Source organism: Bacteroides clarus, assembly GCF_015555825.1.
Taxonomy (GTDB): Bacteria; Bacteroidota; Bacteroidia; order Bacteroidales; family Bacteroidaceae; genus Bacteroides; species Bacteroides clarus.
The window spans coordinates 54,740-81,619 of record NZ_JADNLF010000017.1 but is presented as its reverse complement, the minus strand read 5'-3'; the positions used below and the strand labels follow the sequence as shown (position 1 = coordinate 81,619).

Below are 26,880 nucleotides of genomic sequence, written 5' to 3'. Positions count from 1 at the left end.
ACCCTTACCCGGCTGGCGGCATCGGAAATCACCGGGCAGGACGGAAAGGCGGGCATCATCGAGAAATACTTCTCGCTCTCGCAGACAGATACCACCTGCCTGAAAGACATCGGGCTGTACCCGGAAGAAATGTGTGTCGGGGACGACATACTGTGCCTGCACACGCTTTCGGACGTGGAAGATTTGCCCGGAAAGGTCGGGACGGACTGTCGATTTGAGAAGCTGTCCACAGACAGAAGCGATTGCAGGTTAAGTTTTGCCGCCCCGGTGGGCGTACTGTTGTCGTGTAACCACGTCTATAACCAGTTCATCTTCATAGACGACCACGCCGAAAACCTGAAGAACTTCGAGCAGACCGCCCGGAACATGCAATCGCTCTCCCGTTACTCCCGTGCCAACCAAGTGAACAAGGAATGGATAGACGAGTACCTGAACGAAGCGCACAGCAAGGGGCTTATTTCGGTACGCTGCCACTGCAACGTCATGGCATGGAGTGACGATAGGGACGAACTCAAACGCATACGCAACGATGTGGGAAGCCAGCTTGCCTTAATGGAGTGCAAGCCACGCCACAACACGGTCGATACGCCCACGCTCTTTTGGGCGGGCATACCCGGCAACGAAGCCGACTTCCCGGCAGAGGAAAGTTTCTACACGTTCTTGGGGCAGGCTCTATGCCTGTTCGTGGAAGAAACGAACTACAAGAGTTCGCTTTCGCCGTTCGGCATCAAAATGGTGGACAGGGTAAGCGGGCGACCGCTGCACATCGACATTTCAGACCTGCCCATGAAGAAAGGCATCACGACCAACCGCAACAAGTTCATACTTGGGCCGAGCGGGTCGGGTAAGTCCTTCTTCACCAACCACATGGTGCGCCAGTATTACGAGCAGGGTGCGCACGTGCTGCTGGTCGATACGGGTAACAGTTACTTGGGGCTGTCCCAGCTTATCCACAACCGCACGCACGGCGAGGACGGGATTTATTTCACCTACACCAACGAGAACCCGATAGCGTTCAACCCGTTCTATGTCGAGGACGGGGTATTTGACATCGAGAAGAAAGAGAGTATCAAGACCCTGATACTCACCCTGTGGAAGCGGGACGATGAAGCCCCCAAACGGTCGGAAGAAGTGGCGTTGTCCAATGCGGTAAGTGCCTATATCGACCTGATAGGCAAAGACAGTTCGGTAACGCCCTGCTTCAACACGTTCTACGAGTTTGTCTGGGATGATTACCGCCGACAGCTTGAACAGAAGAACGTCAGGGAAAAGGATTTTGACATTGACAATTTCCTAAACGTGCTTGAACCGTACTATCGTGGCGGTGAGTACGACTACCTGCTGAACTCCGACAAGGAACTGGATTTGCTGCATAAACGCTTCATTGTCTTTGAGTTGGATAACATCAAAGACCACAAGATTTTATTCCCGGTAACGACTATCATCATCATGGAAGCCTTTATAAACAAGATGCGCAAGTTAAAGGGAATAAGGAAGTTAATACTAATCGAGGAAGCGTGGAAAGCGATTGCATCGGCGAACATGGCGGACTACATAAAATATTTGTACAAAACCGTCCGAAAGTATTTCGGGGAAGCGATTGTAGTCACGCAAGAGGTAGAGGATATTATTTCTTCCCCTATCGTGAAAGAGAGTATCATCAATAACTCGGACTGCAAAATATTGTTAGACCAAAGGAAATATCTCAACAAGTTCGACAGCATACAAAACCTCTTGGGACTGACCGATAAGGAGCGTTCGCAGATATTGTCTATCAACATGGCGAACCACCCCGGACGGAAGTACAAGGAAGTTTTCTTCTCGCTGGGCGGCACACAATCGGCGGTGTACGCTACCGAAGTTTCATTGGAAGAATATTACACGTTCACGACAGAGGAAAGCGAGAAAATGGAACTGTTCGCCCTCGCCGACAAGCTGGGCGGCAACCTTGAACTGGCTATCAAGCGGCTTGCGGAAAGCAAACGCAATCCCCAATCATCAACAACTTAAAAATTAGGAACATGAAATGGATTGACAATCTGATATACACGCTATTGTCCGCCTGCCTGCTGGCGGGCTGCGAGGACAGCGGAAGTAAGGAGCTGGAAAGGATGCAGGGCTATTGGGTACACGTCAGGGGACACCCGGCTTTCACACTCTCGGAAACGGGCGGCAGATACACCGTCACCCGGAAAGCGAATGTCAGGGGCAGAATACTGGAAACGGCTTACCCGGTAACAGAACGGAACGGCTGCCTGTTCATCGAAACGGGCTTCCGCATACAGTTCACCTATGACAAAAAGACCGACCGGATAACGCTCATGCCCGGCGGCGAATACAAACGAGTTACAAACCCTGAAAACAAAAGATAATGAAAAGAACAATTCTCCTTATGGCGGTGTGCCTTTGCTTCATCGGCAAGGCATCCGCACAGTGGGTGGTGTCAGACCCCGGCAACTTGGCGCAGGGCATCATCAACACCACCAAGCAGATAGTGCAGACTTCCACCACTGCCAAGAACACGCTGGACGGCTTCATGGAAGCGCAGAAGATTTTCCAGCAGGGTAAAAAATATTACGATGCGCTCAAAGCGGTGCATGACGTGGTCAAGGGCGGCATCAAGGTGAAGAAGTCCATTGAGCTGGTGGCGGAAATATCCGAAATCTACGTGCGAAACTATCAGAACATGCTGGCAGACCCGAACTACACGCCGGATGAACTCACCGCCATTTCAGCCGGGTACGCCAAGCTGCTCTCCGAAAGTGCGGACGTGTTGCAGGACTTGAAAAATGTAGTGAACGTGACGGGTATGTCGCTGACGGATGCCGAAAGGCTGGCGGTAATCAACAACGCCTATAAAAGCCTGCTCAACTACCGCAACCTCGTGAACTACTACACCCGAAAGAACATATCCGTGTCCTACCTGCGGGCGAAGAAGAAGAACGACACCGACCGGGTGCTGGCTCTCTACGGCTCGGCGGATGAACGCTACTGGTAACATATAAATCGGTATGCCTATGTTATTAGCAGCGGTGGATTTTGACAACCTGCACCAAGTGTTGCGGGTGCTGTACGATGAAATGATGCCCTTGTGCAGCAACATGACGGGGGTAGCCAAAGGGATAGCCGGGCTGGGAGCTTTGTTCTATGTAGCCGCCAAAGTGTGGCAGTCGCTCGCACGTGCCGAACCTATAGACGTGTACCCGCTCCTGCGTCCCTTTGCGTTGGGGCTGTGCATCATGTTTTTTCCAACTTTCGTGCTGGGGACTATCAACACGGTATTGTCGCCAGTGGTAAAAGGGTGCAACCAGCTTATGGAAACGCAGACTTTCGACATGAACGAGTACCGGGCGCAGAAAGACCGACTGGAATATGAAGCCCTGATGCGAAGCCCCGAAACGGCTTACCTTGCATCGGACGAGGAATTTGACCGACAACTGGAAGAACTGGGCTGGTCACCCTCCGACATGGTGACTATGACGGGTATGTACATGGACAGGACGGCTTATAATATAAAGAAGTCCGTCCGGGACTGGTTCAGGGAGTTATTGGAAATGCTCTTTCAGGCGGCGGGGCTGATTATAGACACGCTGCGCACGTTCTTCCTAATCGTGTTAAGCATACTGGGTCCGCTGGCGTTTGCGATTTCCGTCTATGACGGTTTCCAAAGCACGCTGACCCGGTGGATTTCACGCTATATCTCCATTTACCTGTGGCTGCCCGTGTCGGACTTGTTCAGCAGCGTGCTGGCACGCATACAAACCCTGATGCTCCAAAAAGACATCGAGCAGCTTTCAGACCCGGATTTCATCCCGGACGGGAGCAGCACCGTGTATATAATCTTTATGATTATCGGCATCGTGGGCTACTTCACCATTCCAACGGTGGCAAGCTGGATAGTGTCGGCTGGCGGTACGTCTGCCTATAACCGCAACGTGGCACGGGCTGGTTCAATCGCCGGGGCTGCGGTCGGTGCGGCAAGCGGGAAAGTAACCGGGAAACTACTCAAATAACCAACATCAAAATTTAGTATATGGAATTTAAGTCATTAACGAACATCGAAACGAGTTTCCGGCAAATCCGGCTCTTTGCGCTGGTATTCATCTGCCTGTGCGCACTGGTGACGGGCTTTGCCGTGTGGAACTCGTACAGCTTCGCCGAGAAGCAGCGGCAGAAGATATACGTCCTCGACAACGGCAAAAGCCTGATGCTGGCACTCTCGCAGGACATGGCACAAAACAGACCCGTGGAAGCGAAGTCGCACGTGCGGCGTTTCCACGAACTTTTCTTCACCTTATCACCCGAAAAGGGGGCTATCGAAAGCAACATCAAACGTTCGTTGTTTCTCGCCGACAAGACCGCTTTCAACTATTACAAGGACTTGGCGGAAAAGGGCTACTACAACCGGGTGATTTCCGGAAACGTCACGCAGACGGTGGAGATTGACAGCGTGAAGTGCGACTTCGACCAGTACCCCTACAAGGTGAACACGTATGCCCGCCAGTTGATTGTCCGGGAAAGCAGCCTGACGGTGCGAAGCCTTGTGACCTCGTGCCGGTTGCTTAACGCCACACGGAGCGACAACAACCCGCACGGCTTCATCATCGAAGCGTTCACCATTACCGAGAACAAGGATTTGCAGACCATTAAAAGATAGCCTTATGGAGAGAAAACGAAATTACATCGAAAAGGTGCAGGACTGGGCGGACGACCGCCTGCGCCGGATGTGCGGACGGATTACGCCGGGCAAAAGGCTGGCGGTTATCCTCGTGATGTTCTTCTTTTTCGGCGGCTTGTCTATCTACATCACCGTTTCATCAATATACAATATCGGGAAACGGGACGGGCAAAGGCTGCAAATAGAACACATCAGGCAACTGCCGTTGCACGGCAATGACACAACCAAAAATATCAACCCGTTAAACAGACCGCAATATGGAAGAAGTACAGAAGAATGAGAACGGCACGACCGTACCGCAGGCGGACGGGAAGCCGAAAAAGGAAGACAAGCCCAAACGGGAACTTACCCCGCAGCAGGTGCAGCAGCGCAGGAAAATGATAGTCTTCCCGCTGATGTTCCTTGCCTTTGCAGGGTGCATGTACCTGATATTCGCACCCTCCGGCAAAGAGGACGTGAATGTGGAAAGCGTGGGCGGCTTCAATGCCGACATACCCCTGCCCGCAGAGGACGGGATTATAGCCGACAAGCAAAAGGCTTACGAGCAGGCGGTGATAAGCCGCAAACAGCAGGACAAGATACAATCCTTGCAGGACTTCGGTTTCACGCTGGACGATGATACGGAAGAACCACAAGAGGAAATCAATCTGATGCCGGAAGAAGATCCGAAGCCACAAAGGGGCGGCGGTACTTCTTCACGGGCGGCTTACCGGGACATCAACCGCCAGTTAAGCACGTTCTACGAAACGCCCCCTGTGGACGAGGAAAAAGAGGAATTGAAACGGCAGGTGGCGGAACTGACCGACCGACTGAAACAACAGCAGAACGCCACGCCTACGGCTGACGACCAAATGGCTCTCTTGGAAAAGTCCTACGAGCTGGCGGCAAGGTACATGAACGGCGGGCAGGGACAAGTCGCACAAGTCCCGGTAACGGGCGGCATTGAACGCAAGCCGGATGCGGTGGCGGTGCAGGCTATCCGGGAAACGACCGTTTCGGGATTGCAGCAGCCCATGAGCGATGCCGACTTCATCCGGGCTTACAGCCAGCCACGAAACTACGGCTTCAACACGGCGGTAGGCACGGGCTACGCTATGGGAAAGAACACGGTAGCCGCCTGCATCCACCAAGACCAAACGCTGGTGGACGGGCAGGCGGTGAAACTACGGCTGCTCGAACCCATGCAGGCGGGAAATATCGTTGTACCGAAGAATACCCTCGTGGCGGGGACGGCAAAGGTGCAGGGCGAACGGCTCGACATACTGGTGTCCTCGATTGAGTACGCTGGCAACATCATCCCGGTGGAACTCGCCGTGTTCGACACGGACGGGCAAAAGGGGCTTTCCGTACCGTCCTCTATGGAGCAGGAAGCGTTCAACGAAGCTATGGCGAATATCGGAAGCGGGCTGGGTACAAGCATATCCTTTGCCCAAAGTGCCGGGCAGCAGGTGGCTATGGACGTGACAAGGGGATTGCTGCAAGGAACGTCCGGCTACCTCGCCAAGAAGTTCCGAACCGTGAAAGTGAAGCTGAAAGCCGGGTACAAGGTGATGCTTTACGCCAAACAGCAATAATTACTCAACAAATATTCATCCACTAAAATTTTAATTGACAATGAAACAGATTTTTGTATTGCTCGCCCTCTTACTGGGCGTGTGTGCGGCAAACGCACAAACTACTGACACCGTGAAGTATGCGGCTGGCAACGACTTGTACCGGGGCATTACCCGGAAACTGCCTTACCGACAAATGGTAACGCCCTACGGCGTGGAAGTGACCTTTGCCAAGACGGTGCATATCATCTTCCCCGCCGCCGTCCGCTACGTGGATTTGGGAAGCAACCACATCATAGCGGGTAAGGCGGACGGTGCGGAGAACGTAATCCGGGTGAAAGCCACGACAGAGGGCTTTCCGGGCGAAACGAACTTCTCCGTTATCTGCGAGGACGGCAGTTTCTTTTCATTCAATGCCAAGTACGCCCGTGAACCGGAAATGCTCAATATCGAAATGAAAGACTTCTTGGAAAATGAAGATACGTCCGATTTCTCGCATACTCGCATGAACATCTATTTCCGGGAACTGGGCAATGAAAGCCCGCTACTGGTGAAGCTGATAATGCAGAGCATCTACAAGAACAATGACCGGAAAGTGCGCCACTTGGGTAGCAAGCGTTTCGGCATACAGTTCTTAATCAAGGGGATTTACACCTATAACGGGATGCTCTATGTACACACGCAGACGAAGAACAGTTCCAACGTGCCTTTCGATACCGATTTCATCAAGTTTAAGATAACCGATAAGAAAGTACCCAAACGCACGGCTATTCAGGAAACGGTGCTGGATGCGGTACGCAGTTACAACGAGGTAGTAGAGATTGCCGGGAAAAGCACCGTCCGCACGGTGTACGCCCTGCCGAAGTTCACCATTCCTGACGACAAACTGCTGTTGGTGGAACTCTACGAGAAAAACGGCGGGCGGCATCAGACCATACGGGTGGAGAACGCCGACATCGTGAACGCGGAAGTGATTGACGAACTCAAAATCAAATAGGAATGAAGAAACACATCTTTATAATGATGCTTTTTGCGCTGTGCCTGACCTCGTTTCAGGCACACGCACAAAGATACCTGCCGGGCATGAAAGGCTTGCAGGTCACGGCGGGCATGACGGACGGGGTGCATTGGAACGCCAATACGGATTTTGCCTACCACATCGGGGCGGCGTACAGCGTTTACACCAAGAACGCAAACCGCTGGGTGATTGGCGGGGAATACCTGCACAAGAAGTATGACTACAAGGATATGCAGATACCCGTAGAACAGTTCACCGCAGAGGGCGGCTATTACCTGAAATTCCTATCGGACAGACGAAAGACTTTTTTCCTTTCATTGGGCTTGTCGGCTCTCGCCGGGTACGAAACAAGCAACCGAAGCGAAAAGCTGCTGCCGGACGGCTCTACCTTGCTGGATAAGGACTGCTTCATTTACGGCGGTGCGCTGACGCTGGAACTGGAAGCCTACCTGACCGACCGGGTGGCTTTGCTGTTGAACGCAAGGGAACGGGCGTTGTTCGGCTCGGACATAGGTAAGTTCCACACGCAGGTATCTTTGGGACTGAAATTCATTATCAATTAGCCTATGGTACTGCTGGAATTATTTTCGGGCATTGGCGGTTTCAGCAAGGGGCTGGAAGCCGCCGGATATACTTTCGACAAGGTATATTTTTCAGAGATAGACAAACACGCAATCGCTAACTTCAAATACAATTTTCCTTATGCGGAACACATCGGAACAGTTACAAATATCGGGGAAGTCGGCATCGAACGTCCACACATTGTCACTTTCGGAAGCCCTTGCCAAAATTTTAGCGCAATCGGGGACGGAAAGGGACTGCAAGGGGGAGAAAGCCACCTTGTCAGATATGCAGTCGAAGCCGTTAGGCGTTTCAGACCTGACGTTTTTATATGGGAGAACGTTAAGGGAATATTCTTCGCAAGACATCGCCCGGATTTTTGGAGCATTGTCAAAGCGTTTGCCGACATTGGCGGTTATAGACTTGAATGGCAACTGTTTAATACGGCATGGTTTCTACCCCAAAATCGGGAGCGAATGTACCTTGTCGGACGTGCTGCAAAGAAATGTACCGCAGACATATTTCCTTTCCCGGCGCCGGGTGGAATGTATGGTAAGGTCGGGGGTGATGAACCCGCTGCTCGTCCAAGCGGAACTATAACAAGGAACTACGGCAGGCAGCCCAACATTGGGAATTATGTCTTGTGCCTGAAAAAAGGCGAAACCTATAACGGCAAGCTGACAGCAAGCCAGCTTTCACAAGTACGTATGCTTACGGAAGTGGAATGCGAAAGGCTGCAAGGCTTTCCCGACAACTATACCAGATACGGGATATATGACGGAGAGAGGAAAGAGATAGCGAAGATACACCGTTATGCCTTGCTCGGAAATGCGGTCAGTGTTCCGGTCGTCAGGGAAGTTGCCGCCCGAATTAGGCAAACGACTACTTTATTTTGATAACCCCTATATATAATGTATATGAAGAATGTAATGTATAAAATCATCATGGGCTGCTGCATCGTGGCCGCCCTTGTACTTGTCACCGCCTGTAATGACAACTTGGATATTCAGCAGGCGTACCCGTTCAGCATTGAAACGCTGCCAGTACCCAAAAGGCTGAAAGTCGGGGAAACCGCCGAAATACGTTGCCAACTGGTGCGTGGCGGCTACTACCAGCCGACTACCTATCAGATAAGGTACTTCCAGCCGGACGGCAAAGGGAAGCTGGAAATGGATAACGGCACGGTGTTCCTGCCCAATGACTTTTACCCGCTGGAGAAAGAAACATTCCGGCTCTACTACACCTCGGCATCGACAGACCAGCAGACGATTGATATTTATATCATCGACAGCTTCGGGCAGATGCAGCAACTTACACTATCATTTAATAATGACAACAGCGAAGAAGGAACGGAAACAATAACCCCCTAATAATAAAACGACATGGTAAAAATAGAATTGGATATAGAAGGTATCTCGTGGTACATAGAAACCACGTTGGAAACAGATACAGTTCCGGCAGTAGGTGACATCATCATTGTGGACAAGGACTGTATTTCCGAACGTGACAGTGCTGAATTATGGAAAACGCCGTCCAATCAGGTTTTCAAATGGGCGGACGAAGAAGATGATGCGCCCGTAATGGTATGGTTCGATTGCGACACGGAAATGCTTGTCAATAAACGGACATGGAAATATGACATCGAGGAAGAAGAAACCGTGTGCATACTTGGGGTAAAATTTATTCACTATGAGGATTTATAGTTGCGACATCCGTTTTTATCATCCTCTTGGGAAACCGGGTATGGAATGATACGCAAAGCGTAAATATCGGGCAGACAGCCCGCCGGGAAGCATCGGCGGGCTGTTTCCATGATAGGGAAAACGAAAGGCTTCTTTGTTACTTTCTTCACCCGCTGGCAGGCTCACGGAAGAAAGTAACGGCGGCAAGCAGCCGCCGTCCTCTATCAACTGGTTTTAAGGCTCTTTATGGACGTGTATTTCTCTAACCACACCTTTACCTGCTCCATGTTATATTCGCCCGTGATGATTGCCGTATGGTCGTCTATGGCTACAAACCGGACACTTTCATAGCTGTTTACCCAGCCTTGCAGGGAACAGACGCCCCACGTTTCCACATCTGCAAAAACACTGCGGTCTATCCGGCTGATTGGCTCGCCGAAAACTACCGTCATTATCTGAAAGTCCGGTTTGTCCTCCAACAGTTGCAAATGATGCAACGTGCCGAACTCGTCAGTTTTGCGCCCCCACGCCCACACATCATTATACAAATCATCGCCCCACTGGTGCGGGTGGTCGAAACGGACTTTGACCGCTATGGAATGCTGGTCGTCTTGGATGTCCTCGATAACGCCCGTTACCATTAAGCCCGTAAAAATGCACTCGCAACGCCTGCCGATAAGCTCCTTGTTTACTTCTGTCGTTTTCATGTCCCTAAAATTTACTTGTTTATTACTCCGTTCTTCTTCGCTACCCATTCGTCACGCCTGCGGCGGCACTCGTCCAGCGTTTTGGCTACCGTGCTGAAAAGTTCGCCGTCCGTGTGGCGGTAGTCATATTGATAATAAATTTGTCCCCTGAAAGCCCCCAAACGGCATTTCACGAACTTTTCTTCTCCCGGTGTTTGGGTGATGCTTACCCCGTTTTTGTTAAGTGACTGCATGATGTCTTATTTTTTTATGGTTATAAACTTGGTTGTTTTAAGCGGGCAGGGCTTTGACACCCCGCCCGGATTGGTTGTTATGCCGCACGGAACACAAAGCCGTCATCAAACCAGTAATCGCACATGAACAGGTCACGGGCAAACTGTTTGTAATCGAAATAGGTCTTTGCGAACTCCGGCAGGTCGTAACATTCCTCTACAATTTCATAGGCGAAATCTTCTTCATCGTCATATTCCCCTTGATATTCATCCCGGAAATCCCGTACAAGGTCGTCCGCATCTTCCTCGCCCAAATCATGGCTTTTATAGTTGCACCACACGAAAAAGGCTTCCTGCTCGGTGTCGCTCAAATCCTCCACCGCATCACGCAGGGCAAAGAAGTTTTCAGAAATCCAGCTTTCGCCGATTAAGCCCTCCGGCACGTTCTCCCAGTCCTGAAACATGTATTCCGCATCTTCCTCGTCCTTGTGCAGCTCCCGGCAGGCTTCATAAAATTCTTCCTTGTCCGAATAGTCCGAAAGGTCGAGCCATGCGCCGGACAATGAACCGTTGTTGTACTTGGCATAAGTGCCTACATAAACTTTTGCTTCCGATAATACCTTTGCTTCCATATTGCTGTAATTTTTTAAGTTTTTAATTTTATGCGGATTTGAGAGGTGAGGGAGTTGAAGTTTCACTGAACTTTTTTCCTGTTTCCCGTAAATCCGACTTTTTTTTTATGCGTCTTCCGGTCGGGTCGGTCGTTTTCGTTTCACATAGGCGTAAAAGGGTAGTGTTTAGAGTTTGCAAGGTTTTGGGCAAAAAATACCTCGCAAGGCAGGGAAGATTTTTTCGCCAAACCGGAACGGCTCGACCTTGCAAAATCGTGAAGAACACGTAACTACCTTTGCCTATTGAAATGATTAAAACGACTGTCCCGGCTGGGGGACTGCGTAAGAGGAAGATTTACAGATAGGGAAACCGGGAAAAGTGCCTGTTCTCTTTCATCTTTTAGGGAACACTCCATGCGGGCGGGAAAGGCAAGGGTGTTGTGAGCTTGCTTGCAATACGCTTGTGCGGGTTTCCAACGGCTCTTTTCACGAAATACAGTCAGCCATGCCACGCACGGCTGGCGTTTCGGGGAATGTGCCAGTTGGAAAAGGATATAAAAATGCGGGTAGTCGGTGGACTGCCCGCAAGGTGGAAGAATGTACTTTATTGGGATATAGTTTGTTAGGCGGAATTTCGTTACCGAAATCGTTACCTATTCGTTTTTGTCACGGTTATAGGTAACGAAACCTACCGGACGGCGTTCTTTCTGTTGTTTCGACTGGCTTAGAAACTGGGTAAGGGCTTGGTACAGTTCGTTGAACTGCGTATCGGTGCTTACCTCCAGTTCCTCGATGCGCCTTGACAGTTCCTCGTAACCGATTGCCATTTGGCGCATGAGGACAAAAGCCCGCATGATTGAAATGTTTACTTCTATGGCTACTTTGGAGCGGAGAACCGAAGAAAGCATGGCTACGCCCTGCTCGGTGAAAGCCATAGGCATAGCAATGCCGAAGTTGTAATCAGGGGGTATCACATTTTGTGATACCCCTATGGATAACAGCAAGTTAGCTTCCTCTTGGGTGAGTACAAACATAAAATCACCCGGAAAACGCTCGATATTGCGCTTGACCGCCTGCTTCAAGGCTCGTGTTTCCACTTGGTAGAGTTCTGCCAAATGATAATCGAGCATCACCCGGCAACCTCTGACCTCAAAAATCTTGTTTTGGATAATCTGCAAATCCATAATCGTATATTTTAGGAGATTTAGCAATGTTGGAATAATAGTAAGGACTGGTCACAAATTGTGACCAGTTCCCAATAATCAAGATTACATGGCGACTTCCTTGTAAATCTTCTCGATGCCGACAAACTTCTTGTCAAGCCCCTGCATATCGCTGCCTATCTTGCTGTTGGTGATGCGGGCGTAAATTTGCGTGGTTTCTATGTTTGTGTGTCCCAGCATCTTGGACACCGTTTCAATGGGTACGCCCTTTGACAGCGTGGTGGTCGTGGCGAACGTGTGCCGGGCAAGGTGGAATGTCAGGTTCTTTTTAATACCGCATATATCGGCAATCTCTTTCAAGTAGGCGTTTAGCTTCTGATTGCTGATTACGGGAAGTATCTTGCCGTCCGGCAACTTGCCCTTGTACTTCTTCAAAATCATCTTGGGAATATCCAGCAGGGGAACATTCACGTCCGTGTTGGTCTTTTGCCGCTTGGTGATTATCCAAAGGTTGCCGTCAAAGGACTTTTGGATATTCTCCTGCCGCAAGTTGGCGACATCGCTGTAAGCCAAACCGCAGAAACAGGAAAAGACGAACAAGTCCCTGACGTGTTCCAGCCGCTCGGAAACCATTTTCTTTTTAAGGATGATTTTTATCTCGTCCTCTGTCAGATAACCCCTGTCCACTTTTCCCAGCCGGATTTTATAGCTGGCGAACGGGTCGCCCACCAGTATGCCGTTGTTGCGGGCAATGATGATGATACGCTTGAAGAACTGCATGAACTTGGCGGTGGTGTTGTAGCCGCACTTGCAGGCGGTACGCAAATACAACTCAAAATCGGTAATGAACATCGGGCTTATCTCCTTTATGGATATGTCCGATACATTGTACTTGCTTTGGATAAATTCAGCGAGGTGGCGGCGGGTGACTTCATACTTGCGGTAGGTCGCTATCGTCTTGGATATGCCCACAAGCTGCTTCACATCGTCATTGTGCTTTTGGAACAATGAAAGGATTGTTTCGTGGCTCTCGCTATGACCTAAAAACTCGTTTTTCACTTTCTCGGCGGTCACGTAGTTGTCACGCCGCTGCATTTCGTGGTAAATGGTATTCAGGGAAGAACGTATGTCGTCCAAAAGGGCGTTTATCCTCCCGGCATCCCTGCCTTTGGCTTTGCCTGCGGCAATGCTCCAGTTGTCGGGCTGGATGCTCTGTTTCGTACTGAACTGGCAAAGTTTGCCGTCTATGGTGATGCGTGCCATAATCATAACCTCGCCGTTTTTCTTTTCAGAACCTTTCTTCAAATAAAAAAGAACCTTGAATGTCGATTTCATAACTCACTTTTTTTAGTTGCAAAATTACTTTTTACCTCTCGTTTTCGAGTTATGCAGACTATGGACTAATCAAGTCATTATCAGGTCATTTATGGACAAATCGTTACCGTTTTTGTCCGGCAGGGAATAGGTAACGATTTAGTAACGAAACTTTGTCTTTTACCGTACTTTTGAAGTCTTGGAAGCAGGACTTTCGGGCAATAAAAAAAGCCACAAATCATTGATTTGTAGCTTTTTGTCCGTTTGCTGACCATTTCTGTCCAGCACGTTCAGCGGAGAGTATTATTCCCGAACCGGCGGAGATAACCGTTGTCGGCGAGGGTACGGTTCAAATTGAAAGAGGCATGCTTGTTCGCGTGTCCGATTCTTCCCTGGTTGCATCGGCTGACTTTCTTGCCGATTATACAAATCGTTATTTAGGTATCCCTCTGCGGGTCGATGTGCCAAAGAAGGGGAAAAAGCGTACGGCTGATAAGGCGGTAAACGGTATCGTTCTGGTCAATCGGAACAACGGTGAGGTTTCCGGAGGTTATCGGCTGGAAGTTATTCCCGGTACGGGTATCCGTATTGAAGGAAATGATGCGGCAGGCGTATTTTACGGGGTACAGACTTTGATTCAGATGTTGCCCGTACGAGCCGGTGTATTGCCGATTCTTGCAGCGGCCAAGGTCGTGGATTATCCCCGTTTCGCTTATCGGGGAATGCATCTGGATGTGGTACGCCATTTCTTTCCGGTAGAGTTTATCAAGAAGTATATAGACTATCTTGCTTTGCACAAACTGAATTATTTTCATTGGCATCTTACGGACGACCAGGCCTGGCGTGTAGAGATGAAGTGCCGGCCTGAGCTGACGGCGAAAGGTTCTGTGCGCGAAGGGGAAATAGAAGGACTGTATCCGGGAAAGTATCAGCCGCTTCCTTATGGCGGTTACTACACTCACGAAGACGTCCGCGAGGTGGTGCGATATGCCGCCGAGCGATACATCACCGTTATACCGGAGATTGACATTCCCGGGCATTGCATGGCTGTGCTTGCCACTTATCCCCAATTCAGTACTACACCGGATGAGCCGAAGAAATGTGCGCTTACCTGGGGAATCTTCAATAAATTCAATAATGTGCTTGCTCCCAAACCGGAAGTTTTCGACTTTCTGAAAGATGTATTCTCGGAACTGTGCGACTTATTTCCCGGGCAATACATCCATGTGGGGGGTGATGAATGCGCCAAACGCTGGTGGCAGGAATCCGAGCAAACGCAACGGTTCATGCGCGACCATGGTCTGGCTGACGAGAAAGCCTTGCAAAGCTATTTTATCCATTATGTACAGGATGTTGTCAACGCTAAAGGGAAAACGCTTGTCGGCTGGGACGAGATATTGGAAGGTGGTATATCCGAGGATTGCATTATCATGAATTGGCGCCGTCCGAACTATGGCGTGAAAGCATTGAGAACCGGGCACCGTGCCATATTTGCCTGTTCGGCATGGTCGTATTTCAACATGAAAGAAAGCCGTACACAATCCGAGATAGGGCCGAGAGGACCTTTATCATTGGAGAAGGTGTATGAGTTTCAAATTGTTCCCGATTCTTTGACTGACCGACAGACTGAACTTATCTGGGGCGCGCAAGGGTGCCTATGGACGGAGTATATTCCCACTACATGGAAAGTGGAGTTTTCTCTCTTTCCCCGTATGGCGGCGTTGGCCGAGAATGTCTGGTCGCCGGTAGAGAAGAAAAGCTGGGATAACTTTTCACGTAAGGTGGAAACGCAGTGTGAAAGATATGAATTGTGGGGAGCGCGTTATTCGGATGCCTTTTTCCGTTTGCAGGATATAGTGCGGAAACGGTAAGTCTCATCCCTAAAAATAAAGGGAATGTGCCAAAATGATATGTTAATCATCATTTCGGCACATTCCTTTCTTTTATAAACCTTGTTATACCTCTTCTTTGTTCGAAGCGGTTATTTCTCATCGTTCTTCCGGATTTCCACACGGCGTATTTTACCGCTGATGGTTTTGGGAAGTTCGTCTACAAACTCTATAACGCGCGGATACTTGTAAGGTGCGGTCACTTTCTTTACGTGGTTCTGCAACTCCTTAATCAGTTCTTCTCCTGCACGGTCCTTATATTCTTTGGACAGTACGATGGTAGCTTTCACCACTTGTCCCCGGATTTCATCGGGCACTCCGGTAATGGCGCATTCTATAACCGCGGGATGTGTCATCAGGGCGCTTTCCACTTCGAACGGGCCGATGCGGTAACCGCTGCTCTTGATAACGTCGTCGGCGCGTCCCACGAACCAGAGATAACCGTCCTCGTCTTTCCAGGCAACGTCGCCGGTGTAGTAGATGTTATCGTGCCATGCTTCATGGGTGCGGTTGGCGTCTCGATAATATTCTTTGAACAGACCGAGCGGTTTGCCTTTGTCGGTGCGGATTACAATCTGTCCTTGTTCACCGGCTTCTACCGAACGGCCGTCATAGTCTATCAGGTCTACATCGTATTGCGGGTTCGGCAGTCCCATGCTGCCCGGCTTGGGTTGCATCCACGGCATGGTGGCTACGGTAAGGGTGGTTTCGGTCTGTCCGAAACCTTCCATCAGTTTGATGCCTGTCAGTTTCCTGAATGTATCGAATACGGCGGGATTCAGCGCTTCGCCGGCAATGGTGCAATATTGCAATGACGAGAGGTCGTACTTCGTCAGGTCTTCGTGAATCAGGAACCGGAAGATGGTAGGCGGCGCGCAAAGCGAGGTGACGTGATAGTCCTGTATCTTTGTCAGAATATCGGCGGGAGTGAATTTCTCGTGGTCGTATACAAAGATGTTGGCACCGGCTATCCACTGCCCGTACAGTTTGCCCCATACGGCTTTTCCCCAACCTGTATCGGCAATGGTGAGATGCAGGCTGTTTTCATGCAGATTATGCCAGAAACTTCCGGTAACGATATGTCCCAAAGGATACGTGAAGTCGTGGGCTACCATCTTCGGCTCGCCGGTGGTTCCGCTGGTGAAGTACATCAAGGAAATGTCATCGTTGCTGTTGGCGTGTTCCGGTCTTACGAACGGGGCGGCATCGGCTATGCCTTTGTGGAAGTCCTCAAAGCCTTCGGCTATCTCCGGACCTACACTCACCAGCTTCTTCACACTCGGAGAGTCCGGCATGGCGGCGGTGATATGGTCGGTAATGACGCTTTCGCCTGCACAGACAATCATCTTGATGTCTGCGGCATTGCATCGGTATACAATATCTTTCTTGGTAAGTAAATGTGTGGCGGGAATAACGACGGCACCCAGTTTGTGCAGTGCGATGATGCTGAACCAGAACTCATAACGGCGTTTCAGAATCAGCATTACCATATCTCCGTGCCCGATGCCGAGACTCCGGAAATAGGAAGCCGTCATGTCCGTATAGCGCTTCATGTCGGCAAATGAGAACTGGATTTGTTCGCCCTTGTCGTTGGTCCAGAGCAATGCGGGCTTGTCGGGTTGTTCGGCAGCCCAGGCATCCACTACATCATAACCGAAGTTGAAATTCTCCGGTACGTTAATCTTTAAATTCTTGATAAAGTCCTCTTGAGAAGTGAAGGACGTTTGCGATAAAAATCTTTCTACCATAACTTTAGGGATTAAGAATGGGGAATTGGGTATTAAGAACCTGATGTACGGCATAAGCATACACCCCGTTCTTCATTCTTCGTTCTTCATTCTTCATTTATGTTGTTACATGATTACAGCAAGGAACCGTACTTTCTTTCCGTCCAGCGCTTTCATGCCGTGAGGCAGTTTGGAGTTGAAATACAAACTGTCTCCTTCGTTTAAAATTAAATCTTTGCCATCGATACTCAGCATCATGCGGCCTTCCAGAACGAGGTTGAACTCCTGTCCCGAGTGGCTGTTGTAATGTATCGGCTCGTTTTCCGGCTTGGGCTCTACGGTAACGATGAACGGATCGGCGTTGCGGTTCATGAAGCCGGCGGCCAGTGATTGGTATTTATAGGCTTTTGTACGCTCGATGCTGGTTCCTTTTCCTGCACGGGTAAGGAAGTAGCTGCTCATTTTCGGTTCTTCGCCGAACATCAATGCGTCCAGCGCAATGCCGTAACGGCGGGCTATCTTTTGCAGCATGCTTACGGAGATGTCAAACTCTCCCGTTTCTGCAAGACGGTATTCTTCTGCCGAGATGTCGCAATCGCGGGCGATGTCTTCGGTAGTCAGCTCCAATACGTCGCGCAATCCGCGCAGGCGTTCGGCGATTTGTTTAATCTGTTCGTCCATGTGGTTCGTATTAAGTGGATTAGTTCTGTTATTTACTTGCTTTTATGGCATTGATAATGGCGGAGGAGAATCCCCGGTGCTCCAGCTCATTGATGCCCTTGATTGTAATTCCGCCGGGAGTGCATACTTTGTCAATCTCCACACTGGGATGCGTATCGTTGTTCAGTATCAGTTCGGCGGCGCCTTTTACCGATTGGGCTATCATGCGCATTCCATCCTTGGGGTAAATGCCCATCTCTATTCCGGCTTGCATGGCGGCCTGGATATATTTCAGTACGTAAGCAATGCCGCAGGAAGTCATGGCGGTGGCGGCCGCTATTTTTTCCTCGGGAATCAGCATGGCAAGTCCCATCTGGTTGAAGATGTCGAGCAGCAGTTGTTCCTGTTCTTTGCTTGCATTCCGGCTGGAGATAAGCGTCATGCTCTCCATCTCGCTGATAGCGGTGTTGGGGATGAGGCGGAACATAGTCATTTCCTTATCTGCCACATAGTGCGCCAACTCCTCGAAAGGTATGCCGGCCGCCACGGAGATAAGTATCTGTTTGCTTTTCAGTTTGAGTTCGCTCACTACGGACTTCATCAGCCACGGTTTAACGGCGAGTATGATAAGCTCGGCTCCGGTCACGGCTTCCTGGTTGTCGCGTGTGGTTTGCAACGCCGGGAATTCTGCCTTCAGTACATCCAATTTACTTTGCGTAGGATTAGAAACAATGATATCATTGGCCGGGATGATAGTTCCTTTGGCCAAACCGCGGGCGATAGACCCGCCCATATTTCCTGCACCGATAATTGCTGTTTTCATATCATCTTGTAATTTAAAATGTTGTCTTCCGGCAAAGGTATGGATTTTCTATAAAAAACGACCGAAACAGGAAGGTATTCTTCTTTCGGTCGTCTCTTTTGTCGGCTGATTATTCTTCAAATATCAAAGTACTTTCTTAAAACGTTCCAGGAAGAGGTTCGCTTCGTCCATGCCGAGGCATAGAGGCGGTAACAGGCGGAGTACGTTCGTACCGCTGACACCCGTAAACACATGTTGTTCTTTCAGTAATTTCAGACGCAGTTCTTTGATAGGTTCTTCAAATTCAAGACCAATCATTAATCCGCGTCCGCGCACTTCTTTGATTTGCGGGAATTTCTTCAGTTCTTCCAGCAGGTATGCGCCTGTTTTGGCAGCGTTGGCTACGAGTTCTTCCTGCTCGATGACATCCAATACGGCAAGCGCTGCGCTACAAGCCAGATGGTTACCGCCGAAAGTCGTTCCAAGCTGTCCGTAGACAGGAGTGAACACCGGACTGATAAGTACGCCTGCCATCGGGAAGCCGTTGCCTATACCTTTGGCTACGGTGATGATGTCGGCTTTAATGCCGTTGTACTGGTGGGCAAAGAACTTGCCGCTACGTCCGTAACCGCTCTGGATTTCATCCAGAACCAGTATGGTATTGTATTTGGTACAGGTTTCACGCAGGGCTTGCATAAACTCATCGGTCGGTAGCTGTATGCCGCCCACTCCCTGAATGCCTTCGATGATTACGGCGCATACATCGCCTTTTGACAGTTCGGCTTTCATTGCCTCTATGTCATTCAGCGGGAGATAGGTTACGTGTCCGCAGTTATTGATAGGGGCGATGATTTTAGGATTGTCGGTCATCTCTACTGCCAATGAAGTCCGTCCGTGGAAAGCCTTTGAGAAAGATACCACGCGTGTACGTCCGTTATAGAACGAAGCGAGTTTCAACGCGTTCTCGTTGGCTTCGGCTCCGCTGTTGATAAGGAACAGGGAGTAATCGTCGTATCCGCAGACCTTGCCCAACCGTTCTGCCAGTTGCTGCTGCAGTTTGTTGATAACGGAGTTGGAATAGAATCCGAGTGTGGCTACTTGTTTGCTGATCATCTCTACGTAATGCGGATGTGCATGCCCGATAGAGATTACCGCATGACCGCCGTAGAGGTCGAGGTATTCCGTACCTTTGTCGTCCCATACATGGCAGCCTTTTCCTTTGACAATATTAATGTCGAAAAGGGGATATACATCGAATAGTTTCATTCTTTTAGTAACTGATTACAAATTAAAAATGCTTTAGAAAGCGCTGGGCTTCAGTTTGAGGCCGACCGTTTCTTCCAAATTGAACATCAGATTCATGTTGTGTACGGCTTGGCCGCTGGCTCCTTTCAGCAAGTTGTCTATACAGGAAATGATAAGAAGCTTGTCACCATGCTTTTCCAAGTGTATAAGGCATTTGTTGGTGTTGACAACCTGCTTCAAATCTATGTTCTTGTCGACGATATGCGTAAAGGAGTCTTTGGCGTAATACTCTTCGTACATACGGACAATCTCTTCCAGCGCCACTTTGGTCTTTATCACGATAGTGGTAAAGATGCCGCGGGGAAAATCGCCGCGGTAGGGGATGAAATCGATGTCCGAATCAAAACTGTTCTGGAGCTGTTTGAGCGATTGCTTGATTTCGGGCACGTGCTGGTGCTCGAAAGCTTTGTACACGCTCATGTTGTTGTTGCGCCAGCTGAAGTGGCTTGTCGCTCCCGGCTTGACGCCCGCACCGGTACTGCCGGTGATGGCATTCACCATAATGTCATCGTTCAGCATCAGGTGCTTGGCAAGCGGAAGCAATCCCAGCTGGATGCAGGTTGCGAAGCATCCGGGATTGGCAACATGCTTTGCCGTACAGGTAGCCCGGCGGTTCAACTCGGGCAGTCCGTAAATAAAGTCATGGTCATCGCTCTTGATGCGATAGTCCATGGAGAGGTCGATTATTTTCAAGTCTTCCGGCAGGTTATGGCTTTCCATGAATTTCTTGGTGTCGCCATGTGCCGTGCAGAAGAAAAGCACATCAATCTCGTCCAACGGAAGTTCGTCGGTGAATACTAAATCTGTTTCTCCGTACAGTCCTTCGTGTACGTCGGTAATTTTGTTGCCGGCATTACTCGAGCTGTTGATGAATACGATTTCCGCTTCGGGATGATTCAGCAACAGGCGTATCAGTTCGCCTGCCGTGTATCCGGCTCCGCCGATGATTCCTACTTTAATCATATTGCAGTGTCTTTAGGTATGATGATACAGGCCAAAATGTAGAGCACGATTCCGGGAAACCCGGCAGTGAATATTGAGAGAAAGGCATATCCCAAGCGTACCAGTGTAGGGTCCAGACCGAAGTATTTGGCGAGGCCGCTACATACACCGCCAAGCATTTTGTCGTTGACGGAACGTGTCAGTTTCTTTTCCATATCAGATGTTTTCTTTTTCGTCTTTGTGGTTTGAGTAATAGGCGCGCAGTGCGGTAGAGGTCACTTTGATGAAGCCTTTGGCGTCTTCCGCAGTCCAGCCTTTCTGCATTTCGCCGTATTCGCCGAATTTGTTCTTTACAAGGTCGTCTTCACTCTCCACGCCTACGGTGAAGAAGCTGAGCGGACGGAGTTCGAGAATGGCGGTACCGTTTACATTGCGCTGAGAAGACTCCAGCATGGCTTCAATATCGCGCATTACCGGTTCCAGGTATTGGCTTTCGTGCAGGAACATACCGTACCAGTTGGCTACCTGGTCTTTCCAGTATTGCTGCCATTTGCTCAATGTGTATTTCTCAAGGAACTTGTGCGCGCCGATAATCAGCATGGGAGCGGCGGCTTCAAAACCTACACGGCCTTTGATACCGATAATCGTATCGCCCACGTGCATGTCACGGCCGATGCCGTAAGCCGCGCCGATTTCCTCTACCTTCTGGATGGCTTTGATGGGGTCGTCAAACTTTTCATCATTGACCGCTTTAAGTTCACCCTTTTCAAAGGTCAGGCGCAACTGCTCGCTACCTTCTTTTGTACAATGTTTCAGGTAAGCGCTTTCGGGAAGTCCCTGTGCGGAATCCAGAATCTCACCGCCGCAAATGGAAGTACCCCACAAACCTACGTTATAGGAATATTTCAGTTTGGCGAAGTCGGCTGCAAAGCCGTGTTTGTTCAGATAGTCTATCTCTTCCTGGCGGCTCAATGCCATGTCGCGTGTCAAGGTGATGATTTCCACGCCCGGAGCCATTACAAGGAAAGTCATGTCGAAGCGTATCTGGTCGTTGCCCGCGCCGGTAGACCCATGCGCAATGGCATCTGCGCCTATTTCGTTGGCATAGCGTGCAATGGCCAATGCCTGGAAGATACGTTCGGAACTTACGGATATGGGATAAGTGCCGTTACGCAACACATTGCCGAATACCATGTATTTCAAGCTCTTTTCGTAATATTCCCGCGTTACGTCCAAAGTGATATATTTTACGGCACCCAACTTGTAGGCGTTTTCTTCGTTGGTTTTCAACTGCTCGGGGCTGAAACCACCGGTGTTGGCGCAAGCCGCATATACTTCGTATCCTTTCTCTTTAGCCAGATACATAACTGTGAATGAAGTATCCAGACCACCGCTGAATGCGACCACTACTTTTTTCTTCTTTGCTTCCATAAGTTTTAAATTAAGAGTGAAGAATTAAGAATGAAGAATTTGGCTGCGCTTTATGCTGCATAGTAATTCTTCATTCATAATTCCTCATTTATTTATATTTTATCTTCTTCGTGTAAATTCGGGTCGTAAAGCATTGCCGTACAGATGCAAAACTTCCGGTTTTTGGCTACTAATATGTCATGGTTGATGCAGCCCTCGCAACCTTTCCAGAAAGACTCGTCGTCTGTCAGCTCATTGAAAGTAACCGGTACGTAGCCCAGTTCGGTATTCATCTTCATGACAGCAGCCCCACTGGTCAGACTGAAAATCTTGGCCTTGGGCCATCGCAGGCGTGCCAGGCGGAAAGAAGCCGTCTTAATGCGTTTTGCAAGTCCCAGGCCGCGGTAGTCGGGATGTACGATAAGTCCTGATGTAGCTACATATTGCTTGTTTCCCCAACTCTCGATGTAAGTGAAACCGGCGAATTCCTCTCCACACAAAGCTATGATAGCTTTTCCTTCTTTCATTTTAGTCGCTACGTATTCATGCGTGCGTTCCGCGATGCCCGTTCCGCGTACCTTGGCAGCTTCTCGGATGGTATCCAAAATCTTATCCACGTAAACTTCATGTGAGGCATCAGCTACCATCACATCAATTTGTTTCGAATCCATTTCTTTTATTTCGTTATATTATAGTTATACTGACTTACTTCATGTTAGGAATGATTTGTGACAGAAAAACACGCACCTCTTCATGGGATGCAGCCTCGTGCAGAACCATCATTATCGTATCGTCCCCGGCGATAGTGCCCAGTACGGCGGGACATTCGCGGTTGTCGATGTCGTAGGCCATGCTGCTGGCATAGCCCGGACGGGTGCGGATGACGGCAATATTCTTGGAGAAATGAAGTGAAACGAACCCGCTGGTCATCAGCATTTCGCTGGCACTTTGGTCGTTGCTGCGTTTGTACATGATGTTGTTAGGCAGTACATATACATATTTCCCGTTCATATTGGCCGCTTTGGCTACTTTCAGTTGCTTTAAGTCGCGCGACAAGGTGGCTTGCGTCAGTTCAAAGCCCTCTTTCCCCAAAGCCTGCAACAATTCTTCCTGAGAACTGATGTCTTTGCTTGAGATTATCATCTTGATGGCATCTAACCGATTAGCTTTCTTTTTCATCTTTCTGTATAATTATTCTTAGAACGGCGCAAAAGTAGGGAATATTTTGGAAAGAATATACAGAAATGAGAATTTTTTTATTCTTTATATGCAATAATTGTAAAAACAACGGTATATGTATGCATGCTTGGGACTGTTTCTTGGCGGGGATGGCGGACTTGTCCGTAGGGTTACCCGTGATGAGTCTATGACCGAGATATGATTAAAAGGCTTACAATATATAATTAAAAGCCTTTTAATAGTATATTAGAAGGCTTTTAATCGTATCTTTGCGGTAACCTCAGGCAGGTAGCCTGAGGAAGTTATTCACCTTTTAAAATAAAGTCGGTATGTTTTATAAAAAGAGTCGTGCCAAAGTAGGCGGGAAATACAAATGGTTTCCCCGTGCATGTGTCAACAAACACACAGTCAATACGCAGGATTTGGGAGAAGCCATCAGCCGGAAGTGTACGGTTACGCCCGCGGATGTGCATGCGGTAATCCGTTCGTTGCCGGAAGTCATGTCATTCTTTATGGAGAACGGCAACAGTGTCCATCTGGACGGGCTTGGCTCTTTCTACTACAAATTGAGCTGCGCGGGAAACGGAGTGGATACGCCCGAAGAGGTCAGTACGGAGCAAGTGAAAGCTGTCCGCGTGCAGTTTATCCCCGAACGCCGTAAGGAAAACGGTAAATATTGCCGTGTCTTGGGCGAAAGGGTAGAGCTGGTGAAATTCGGCGATTGATTCTCTTTGTACGTAAGTGTGTCAAGGTAAGACTTTTGTGCCGTTCGTTGCTTTGAACGGCGGATAGTATAAGGTTTGTAAAAATAAGACAGCTTCTGGCCTTTGTAAAGGCGATAAACGACAAAAACAATAAGAGAACCGCCAAAAGACTCAGAACTCGTTTGCCGTGAAGCTCTTATTTTTGCAATGCAGAATAAAGTTCGTTTCTTAATTCTATTAAAACTATCAAAGGCACATGAAAAAACTACTTGGATTTATTTCCTTTCTTTTAGTATTGGCAGGTTCCGTTTCTGCCAAAGTGGTACTTCCGGCCATCTTTTCCGATAATATGGTTTTGCAGCAAAATGCGCAAGTCAATCTGTGGGGAAAGGCGACGCCCGGTGAACGCGTTTCGGTAAAAACATCATGGACGGATAAAACCGTAACAACCAAAGCTGCGGCTGACGGTAAATGGACCGTGAAGTTGAAAACGCCTGCGGCCGCAAAGGGGCAGTCCGTTACGGTGAGCGGTGAAAATTCGATTACTATTAATAATGTGTTGATAGGTGAAGTATGGCTTTGTACCGGACAATCCAATATGGAATATCCGGTTTCCAAGCATCCCGATAAAAAATGGATGACCGGTATGATAACGGAAGCCGAGGAAATGAAAGATGCGGATTATCCGGAGCTGCGTTTGTTCCGGGTGGAACATCAGTTGGCTCCCGAGGGTGAAATGGATGATTGTCAAGGCCGGTGGCTGGTGTGCACGCCGAAAAACCTGTATGACTTCTCGGCGGTGGGATTCGTTTTCGGACGCAGATTGCATAAAGAACTGAATGTACCGGTAGGTATGATACAGTCTACCTGGGGCGGCACGCATGCGGAGTCGTGGACGAAAATGGGTGTCATGAAGAATAATCCGCTTTATACGGACGTACTCGAAGATTTCGCCCTGAAGAACGTGAAGCAGGAAAAAGGATATTGCAAGGTTCCTTCCACGCTTTGGAACGGAATGATTCATCCTATTCTGGGATATACGGTGAAGGGAAATATTTGGTATCAGGGAGAATCCAATGCCATTCGCCATGAAAAATATCAGCAGGTATTTACCAATATGATCAACAGTTGGCGGAAAGAATGGAAACAACCCGATATGCCTTTCTATTTCATGCAGATTGCTCCGCATAAAGGGCAACCGGCCGGTATTCGTGAAGCGCAGCTCAAAACATGGCAGAGCGGGCTGAAGAACGTGGGTATGGCGGTCGTTACGGATATTCATCCGCGTAATAAGCGGGTGGCCGGTGAGCGCATGGCTTTATGGGCGCTTGCCAAACAATATGGTAAGGATGTGGCTTATTCCGGTCCGCTCTTTAAAACGATGAAGGTCAGCGGCAATAAGGCCGTATTGAGTTTTGAATATGCCGAAGACGGATTGATGACACCGGAAGATGCTCCGGTCAAGGGTTTCCTGGTTGCAGGGGCCGACCGTCGTTTTTATCCGGCGGTGGCTGTGATAAAAGGCAGCCGGTTGGAGGTTTCCGCTCCGCAGGTGGCGGAACCGGTTGCCGTACGTTACGGTTTTTGTAACTTCTTCCGTGTGAATCTCTATAATAAGTCCGGCTTACCCGCAGTGCCTTTCCGTACGGATACATGGGAACAAGGCTCGTATGCACGTTGGTTTGCCGACTCCGAGATGATGCGTTTCCCGCAGGCTTATCAGTTGGACCACGGTAAGCGTTTGTTTTTCGGCTATGCCCAGGGAGTAGGCTGTTGCGCCATGTTGCAGATGTGGAAGACTACGGGCGAACGTCGTTACTATGACTACGTGAAGCAGTGGGCCGACTCTCTGATTAATGAAAAAGGAGAAATTCATCTGTATGATAAGTCTACTTACAACTTGGATTTCATCAACTCGGGAAAGGTGCTGTTCGACCTCTATCGTGAAACCGGCGATCAGAGATATAAGGCGGCAATGGATATTCTTATCAGACAATTGAAAAACCAGCCTCGTACTTTGGAGGGCGGCTTCTGGCATAAACTGATTTATCAGCATCAGATGTGGCTGGACGGGCTGTATATGGCTTCTCCGTTTATGGCGCAGTATGGCGCGGAATTCAACCGGCCGGAATGGATCGATGAGGCGGTGAAGCAATTCCGTCTCTGCCATAAACATACCTATGATGCCGAGACAGGATTGTACCATCATGCGTGGGACGAGAGCAAGAGCCAGCGTTGGGCCGATCCGGCGACCGGACATTCCCCCAACTTCTGGGGACGCAGTATAGGCTGGTGGTTTATGGCGCTGGTGGACGCCTTGGACTTTATACCGGAAAATCATCCGGGACGCGCTGATATGCTCGGCTATATTCGCGGACTGGCGGAAACACTGCCGAAATATCAGGATAAGGCCGGACTTTGGTACCAGGTTATCGACCAACCCAAGCGCAAGGGGAATTTCCCCGAGGCATCCGTAACCACCCAATGTATGTATGCTTATGCAAAAGCGGTGAATAAAGGATATATCGATGCAAAATATCGCGCTGTGGCGGAAAAGGCTCTGCAAGGTCTGAAAGACAAGCTGTTGGTGGAGAAACAGGACGGTACTTTGACTTTGACCCGTTGCTGCCAGGTTGGCGGCTTGGGCGGTCATCCGTATCGTGACGGAAGCTTTGAATATTATATAGGTGAGAAGATGAGGGATAACGATGCTAAGGCAACAGGTCCGTTCATTATGGGATGTTTGGAACTGGAAAAATAAGA

30 protein-coding genes are annotated in these 26,880 nt (G+C 49.3%); 15 read left to right on the top strand and 15 right to left on the bottom strand.

Features of this window, described 5'->3' with window-relative positions:
- The 12 genes from I2F54_RS15445 to I2F54_RS15390 form a co-directional block, all read left to right on the top strand.
- The coding region (locus I2F54_RS15445) for a TraG family conjugative transposon ATPase (protein WP_195501766.1) at nucleotides 1–2,010 on the top strand (2,010 nt) is incomplete at its 5' end.
- 11 nt (nucleotides 2,011–2,021) lie between these two features.
- Nucleotides 2,022–2,372 (top strand): DUF3876 domain-containing protein, encoded by a 351-nt coding sequence (locus I2F54_RS15440; protein ID WP_004326111.1) that lies wholly within the window; start codon nucleotides 2,022–2,024, stop codon nucleotides 2,370–2,372.
- Complete coding sequence (locus I2F54_RS15435) at nucleotides 2,372–2,998, top strand: DUF4141 domain-containing protein (RefSeq protein ID WP_008648479.1); 627 nt, start codon at nucleotides 2,372–2,374, stop codon at nucleotides 2,996–2,998. Before I2F54_RS15440 ends, I2F54_RS15435 begins: the two co-directional genes overlap by 1 nt.
- A 19-nt stretch (nucleotides 2,999–3,017) precedes the next feature.
- Entirely contained in the window at nucleotides 3,018–4,013 is a 996-nt protein-coding gene (gene traJ / locus I2F54_RS15430) for a conjugative transposon protein TraJ (RefSeq protein ID WP_007845741.1), read from the top strand.
- A 20-nt stretch (nucleotides 4,014–4,033) separates the two neighbouring features.
- The gene (traK, locus tag I2F54_RS15425) at nucleotides 4,034–4,657 is read left to right on the top strand and encodes a conjugative transposon protein TraK (protein WP_004308760.1); all 624 of its coding nucleotides are present in this window, start codon (nucleotides 4,034–4,036) and stop codon (nucleotides 4,655–4,657) included.
- Nucleotides 4,658–4,661: 4 nt separating this feature from the next.
- Entirely contained in the window at nucleotides 4,662–4,958 is a 297-nt protein-coding gene (locus tag I2F54_RS15420; protein ID WP_130061744.1) for a TraL conjugative transposon family protein, read from the top strand.
- Nucleotides 4,936–6,252 (top strand): conjugative transposon protein TraM, encoded by a 1,317-nt coding sequence (gene traM, locus I2F54_RS15415; RefSeq protein ID WP_055170715.1) that lies wholly within the window; start codon nucleotides 4,936–4,938, stop codon nucleotides 6,250–6,252. Before I2F54_RS15420 ends, traM begins: the two co-directional genes overlap by 23 nt.
- 40 nt (nucleotides 6,253–6,292) lie before the next feature.
- Nucleotides 6,293–7,228, top strand: coding sequence for a conjugative transposon protein TraN (gene traN / locus I2F54_RS15410; RefSeq protein ID WP_149949017.1), 936 nt, complete (start codon nucleotides 6,293–6,295; stop codon nucleotides 7,226–7,228).
- A 2-nt stretch (nucleotides 7,229–7,230) separates the two neighbouring features.
- Complete coding sequence (locus I2F54_RS15405; RefSeq protein WP_123617445.1) at nucleotides 7,231–7,812, top strand: conjugal transfer protein TraO; 582 nt, start codon at nucleotides 7,231–7,233, stop codon at nucleotides 7,810–7,812.
- A gap of 3 nt (nucleotides 7,813–7,815) precedes the next feature.
- The gene (locus tag I2F54_RS15400; protein ID WP_011202370.1) at nucleotides 7,816–8,706 is read left to right on the top strand and encodes a DNA cytosine methyltransferase; all 891 of its coding nucleotides are present in this window, start codon (nucleotides 7,816–7,818) and stop codon (nucleotides 8,704–8,706) included.
- A gap of 15 nt (nucleotides 8,707–8,721) precedes the next feature.
- Nucleotides 8,722–9,180, top strand: coding sequence for a DUF3872 domain-containing protein (locus tag I2F54_RS15395; RefSeq protein ID WP_011202369.1), 459 nt, complete (start codon nucleotides 8,722–8,724; stop codon nucleotides 9,178–9,180).
- Between the two features lie 12 nt (nucleotides 9,181–9,192).
- Nucleotides 9,193–9,513 carry a hypothetical protein gene (locus I2F54_RS15390; protein ID WP_123617443.1) on the top strand — a complete coding sequence of 107 codons (321 nt, stop codon included), beginning with the start codon at nucleotides 9,193–9,195 and terminating at the stop codon, nucleotides 9,511–9,513.
- On the opposite strand, the gene I2F54_RS15385 is transcribed toward I2F54_RS15390, so the two are convergent.
- From I2F54_RS15385 to I2F54_RS15360, 6 genes are all read right to left on the bottom strand, one after another.
- The gene (locus tag I2F54_RS15385; RefSeq protein WP_008648486.1) at nucleotides 9,498–9,662 is read right to left on the bottom strand and encodes a hypothetical protein; all 165 of its coding nucleotides are present in this window, start codon (nucleotides 9,660–9,662) and stop codon (nucleotides 9,498–9,500) included. The two genes, I2F54_RS15390 and I2F54_RS15385, sit on opposite strands and share 16 nt — an antisense overlap.
- A 54-nt stretch (nucleotides 9,663–9,716) precedes the next feature.
- Nucleotides 9,717–10,199 (bottom strand): DUF7258 domain-containing protein, encoded by a 483-nt coding sequence (locus tag I2F54_RS15380; protein WP_123617442.1) that lies wholly within the window; start codon nucleotides 10,197–10,199, stop codon nucleotides 9,717–9,719.
- A gap of 11 nt (nucleotides 10,200–10,210) precedes the next feature.
- A complete protein-coding gene (locus I2F54_RS15375) occupies nucleotides 10,211–10,432 on the bottom strand; it encodes a DUF3873 domain-containing protein (protein ID WP_005924228.1) in 222 nt (73 codons plus the stop codon).
- Between the two features lie 77 nt (nucleotides 10,433–10,509).
- A complete protein-coding gene (locus I2F54_RS15370; RefSeq protein WP_004327304.1) occupies nucleotides 10,510–11,043 on the bottom strand; it encodes an antirestriction protein ArdA in 534 nt (177 codons plus the stop codon).
- A gap of 632 nt (nucleotides 11,044–11,675) precedes the next feature.
- Entirely contained in the window at nucleotides 11,676–12,206 is a 531-nt protein-coding gene (locus I2F54_RS15365) for an ORF6N domain-containing protein (protein WP_123617441.1), read from the bottom strand.
- Nucleotides 12,207–12,290: 84 nt separating this feature from the next.
- Entirely contained in the window at nucleotides 12,291–13,520 is a 1,230-nt protein-coding gene (locus tag I2F54_RS15360; protein ID WP_195501764.1) for a site-specific integrase, read from the bottom strand.
- Between the two features lie 281 nt (nucleotides 13,521–13,801).
- Between I2F54_RS15360 and I2F54_RS15355 the strand changes: the two genes are divergently transcribed.
- Nucleotides 13,802–15,370 (top strand): beta-N-acetylhexosaminidase, encoded by a 1,569-nt coding sequence (locus I2F54_RS15355; RefSeq protein WP_338083452.1) that lies wholly within the window; start codon nucleotides 13,802–13,804, stop codon nucleotides 15,368–15,370.
- Nucleotides 15,371–15,480: 110 nt separating this feature from the next.
- On the opposite strand, the gene I2F54_RS15350 is transcribed toward I2F54_RS15355, so the two are convergent.
- The 9 genes from I2F54_RS15350 to I2F54_RS15310 form a co-directional block, all read right to left on the bottom strand.
- The gene (locus I2F54_RS15350) at nucleotides 15,481–17,136 is read right to left on the bottom strand and encodes an AMP-binding protein (protein ID WP_039950708.1); all 1,656 of its coding nucleotides are present in this window, start codon (nucleotides 17,134–17,136) and stop codon (nucleotides 15,481–15,483) included.
- A 105-nt stretch (nucleotides 17,137–17,241) separates the two neighbouring features.
- Nucleotides 17,242–17,796: a helix-turn-helix domain-containing protein gene (locus tag I2F54_RS15345; protein ID WP_022218464.1), complete on the bottom strand. Its 555-nt coding sequence runs from the start codon at nucleotides 17,794–17,796 to the stop codon at nucleotides 17,242–17,244.
- A gap of 28 nt (nucleotides 17,797–17,824) precedes the next feature.
- A complete protein-coding gene (proC, locus tag I2F54_RS15340; protein ID WP_009121879.1) occupies nucleotides 17,825–18,598 on the bottom strand; it encodes a pyrroline-5-carboxylate reductase in 774 nt (257 codons plus the stop codon).
- 123 nt (nucleotides 18,599–18,721) lie between these two features.
- The gene (locus I2F54_RS15335; protein WP_087413633.1) at nucleotides 18,722–19,843 is read right to left on the bottom strand and encodes an aspartate aminotransferase family protein; all 1,122 of its coding nucleotides are present in this window, start codon (nucleotides 19,841–19,843) and stop codon (nucleotides 18,722–18,724) included.
- Between the two features lie 33 nt (nucleotides 19,844–19,876).
- Entirely contained in the window at nucleotides 19,877–20,845 is a 969-nt protein-coding gene (argC, locus tag I2F54_RS15330) for an N-acetyl-gamma-glutamyl-phosphate reductase (RefSeq protein ID WP_118047717.1), read from the bottom strand.
- Nucleotides 20,842–21,039 (bottom strand): PspC domain-containing protein, encoded by a 198-nt coding sequence (locus I2F54_RS15325; RefSeq protein WP_009121883.1) that lies wholly within the window; start codon nucleotides 21,037–21,039, stop codon nucleotides 20,842–20,844. The genes argC and I2F54_RS15325 overlap by 4 nt, the downstream gene beginning before the upstream one ends.
- 1 nt (nucleotide 21,040) lies before the next feature.
- A complete protein-coding gene (locus I2F54_RS15320; protein WP_087426774.1) occupies nucleotides 21,041–22,255 on the bottom strand; it encodes an argininosuccinate synthase in 1,215 nt (404 codons plus the stop codon).
- A 92-nt stretch (nucleotides 22,256–22,347) separates the two neighbouring features.
- Nucleotides 22,348–22,905, bottom strand: coding sequence for a GNAT family N-acetyltransferase (locus I2F54_RS15315; RefSeq protein ID WP_009121885.1), 558 nt, complete (start codon nucleotides 22,903–22,905; stop codon nucleotides 22,348–22,350).
- A gap of 34 nt (nucleotides 22,906–22,939) precedes the next feature.
- Nucleotides 22,940–23,413 carry an arginine repressor gene (locus tag I2F54_RS15310; RefSeq protein ID WP_009121886.1) on the bottom strand — a complete coding sequence of 158 codons (474 nt, stop codon included), beginning with the start codon at nucleotides 23,411–23,413 and terminating at the stop codon, nucleotides 22,940–22,942.
- 329 nt (nucleotides 23,414–23,742) lie between these two features.
- On the opposite strand from I2F54_RS15310, the gene I2F54_RS15305 reads away from it, so the two are divergent.
- Nucleotides 23,743–24,138: an HU family DNA-binding protein gene (locus tag I2F54_RS15305; RefSeq protein WP_009121888.1), complete on the top strand. Its 396-nt coding sequence runs from the start codon at nucleotides 23,743–23,745 to the stop codon at nucleotides 24,136–24,138.
- Nucleotides 24,139–24,373: 235 nt separating this feature from the next.
- Complete coding sequence (locus I2F54_RS15300) at nucleotides 24,374–26,878, top strand: glycoside hydrolase family 88 protein (protein ID WP_195501762.1); 2,505 nt, start codon at nucleotides 24,374–24,376, stop codon at nucleotides 26,876–26,878.
- Nucleotides 26,879–26,880: the final 2 nt, after the last annotated feature.

Excerpts from the sequence above, each read along its gene's own strand:
- I2F54_RS15440 (WP_004326111.1), top strand. The coding sequence starts at position 2,022 with ATGAAATGGATTGACAATCTGATATACACGCTATTGTCCGCCTGCCTG.
- I2F54_RS15435 (WP_008648479.1), top strand. The coding sequence starts at position 2,372 with ATGAAAAGAACAATTCTCCTTATGGCGGTGTGCCTTTGCTTCATCGGC.
- traJ (WP_007845741.1), top strand. The coding sequence starts at position 3,018 with ATGTTATTAGCAGCGGTGGATTTTGACAACCTGCACCAAGTGTTGCGG.
- traK (WP_004308760.1), top strand. The coding sequence starts at position 4,034 with ATGGAATTTAAGTCATTAACGAACATCGAAACGAGTTTCCGGCAAATC.
- I2F54_RS15420 (WP_130061744.1), top strand. The coding sequence starts at position 4,662 with ATGGAGAGAAAACGAAATTACATCGAAAAGGTGCAGGACTGGGCGGAC.
- traM (WP_055170715.1), top strand. The coding sequence starts at position 4,936 with ATGGAAGAAGTACAGAAGAATGAGAACGGCACGACCGTACCGCAGGCG.
- traN (WP_149949017.1), top strand. The coding sequence starts at position 6,293 with ATGAAACAGATTTTTGTATTGCTCGCCCTCTTACTGGGCGTGTGTGCG.
- I2F54_RS15405 (WP_123617445.1), top strand. The coding sequence starts at position 7,231 with ATGAAGAAACACATCTTTATAATGATGCTTTTTGCGCTGTGCCTGACC.
- I2F54_RS15400 (WP_011202370.1), top strand. The coding sequence starts at position 7,816 with ATGGTACTGCTGGAATTATTTTCGGGCATTGGCGGTTTCAGCAAGGGG.
- I2F54_RS15395 (WP_011202369.1), top strand. The coding sequence starts at position 8,722 with ATGTATATGAAGAATGTAATGTATAAAATCATCATGGGCTGCTGCATC.
- I2F54_RS15390 (WP_123617443.1), top strand. The coding sequence starts at position 9,193 with ATGGTAAAAATAGAATTGGATATAGAAGGTATCTCGTGGTACATAGAA.
- I2F54_RS15380 (WP_123617442.1), bottom strand. The coding sequence starts at position 10,199 with ATGAAAACGACAGAAGTAAACAAGGAGCTTATCGGCAGGCGTTGCGAG.
- I2F54_RS15375 (WP_005924228.1), bottom strand. The coding sequence starts at position 10,432 with ATGCAGTCACTTAACAAAAACGGGGTAAGCATCACCCAAACACCGGGA.
- I2F54_RS15370 (WP_004327304.1), bottom strand. The coding sequence starts at position 11,043 with ATGGAAGCAAAGGTATTATCGGAAGCAAAAGTTTATGTAGGCACTTAT.
- I2F54_RS15365 (WP_123617441.1), bottom strand. The coding sequence starts at position 12,206 with ATGGATTTGCAGATTATCCAAAACAAGATTTTTGAGGTCAGAGGTTGC.
- I2F54_RS15360 (WP_195501764.1), bottom strand. The coding sequence starts at position 13,520 with ATGAAATCGACATTCAAGGTTCTTTTTTATTTGAAGAAAGGTTCTGAA.
- I2F54_RS15350 (WP_039950708.1), bottom strand. The coding sequence starts at position 17,136 with ATGGTAGAAAGATTTTTATCGCAAACGTCCTTCACTTCTCAAGAGGAC.
- I2F54_RS15345 (WP_022218464.1), bottom strand. The coding sequence starts at position 17,796 with ATGGACGAACAGATTAAACAAATCGCCGAACGCCTGCGCGGATTGCGC.
- proC (WP_009121879.1), bottom strand. The coding sequence starts at position 18,598 with ATGAAAACAGCAATTATCGGTGCAGGAAATATGGGCGGGTCTATCGCC.
- I2F54_RS15335 (WP_087413633.1), bottom strand. The coding sequence starts at position 19,843 with ATGAAACTATTCGATGTATATCCCCTTTTCGACATTAATATTGTCAAA.
- argC (WP_118047717.1), bottom strand. The coding sequence starts at position 20,845 with ATGATTAAAGTAGGAATCATCGGCGGAGCCGGATACACGGCAGGCGAA.
- I2F54_RS15325 (WP_009121883.1), bottom strand. The coding sequence starts at position 21,039 with ATGGAAAAGAAACTGACACGTTCCGTCAACGACAAAATGCTTGGCGGT.
- I2F54_RS15320 (WP_087426774.1), bottom strand. The coding sequence starts at position 22,255 with ATGGAAGCAAAGAAGAAAAAAGTAGTGGTCGCATTCAGCGGTGGTCTG.
- I2F54_RS15315 (WP_009121885.1), bottom strand. The coding sequence starts at position 22,905 with ATGGATTCGAAACAAATTGATGTGATGGTAGCTGATGCCTCACATGAA.
- I2F54_RS15310 (WP_009121886.1), bottom strand. The coding sequence starts at position 23,413 with ATGAAAAAGAAAGCTAATCGGTTAGATGCCATCAAGATGATAATCTCA.
- I2F54_RS15305 (WP_009121888.1), top strand. The coding sequence starts at position 23,743 with ATGTTTTATAAAAAGAGTCGTGCCAAAGTAGGCGGGAAATACAAATGG.
- I2F54_RS15300 (WP_195501762.1), top strand. The coding sequence starts at position 24,374 with ATGAAAAAACTACTTGGATTTATTTCCTTTCTTTTAGTATTGGCAGGT.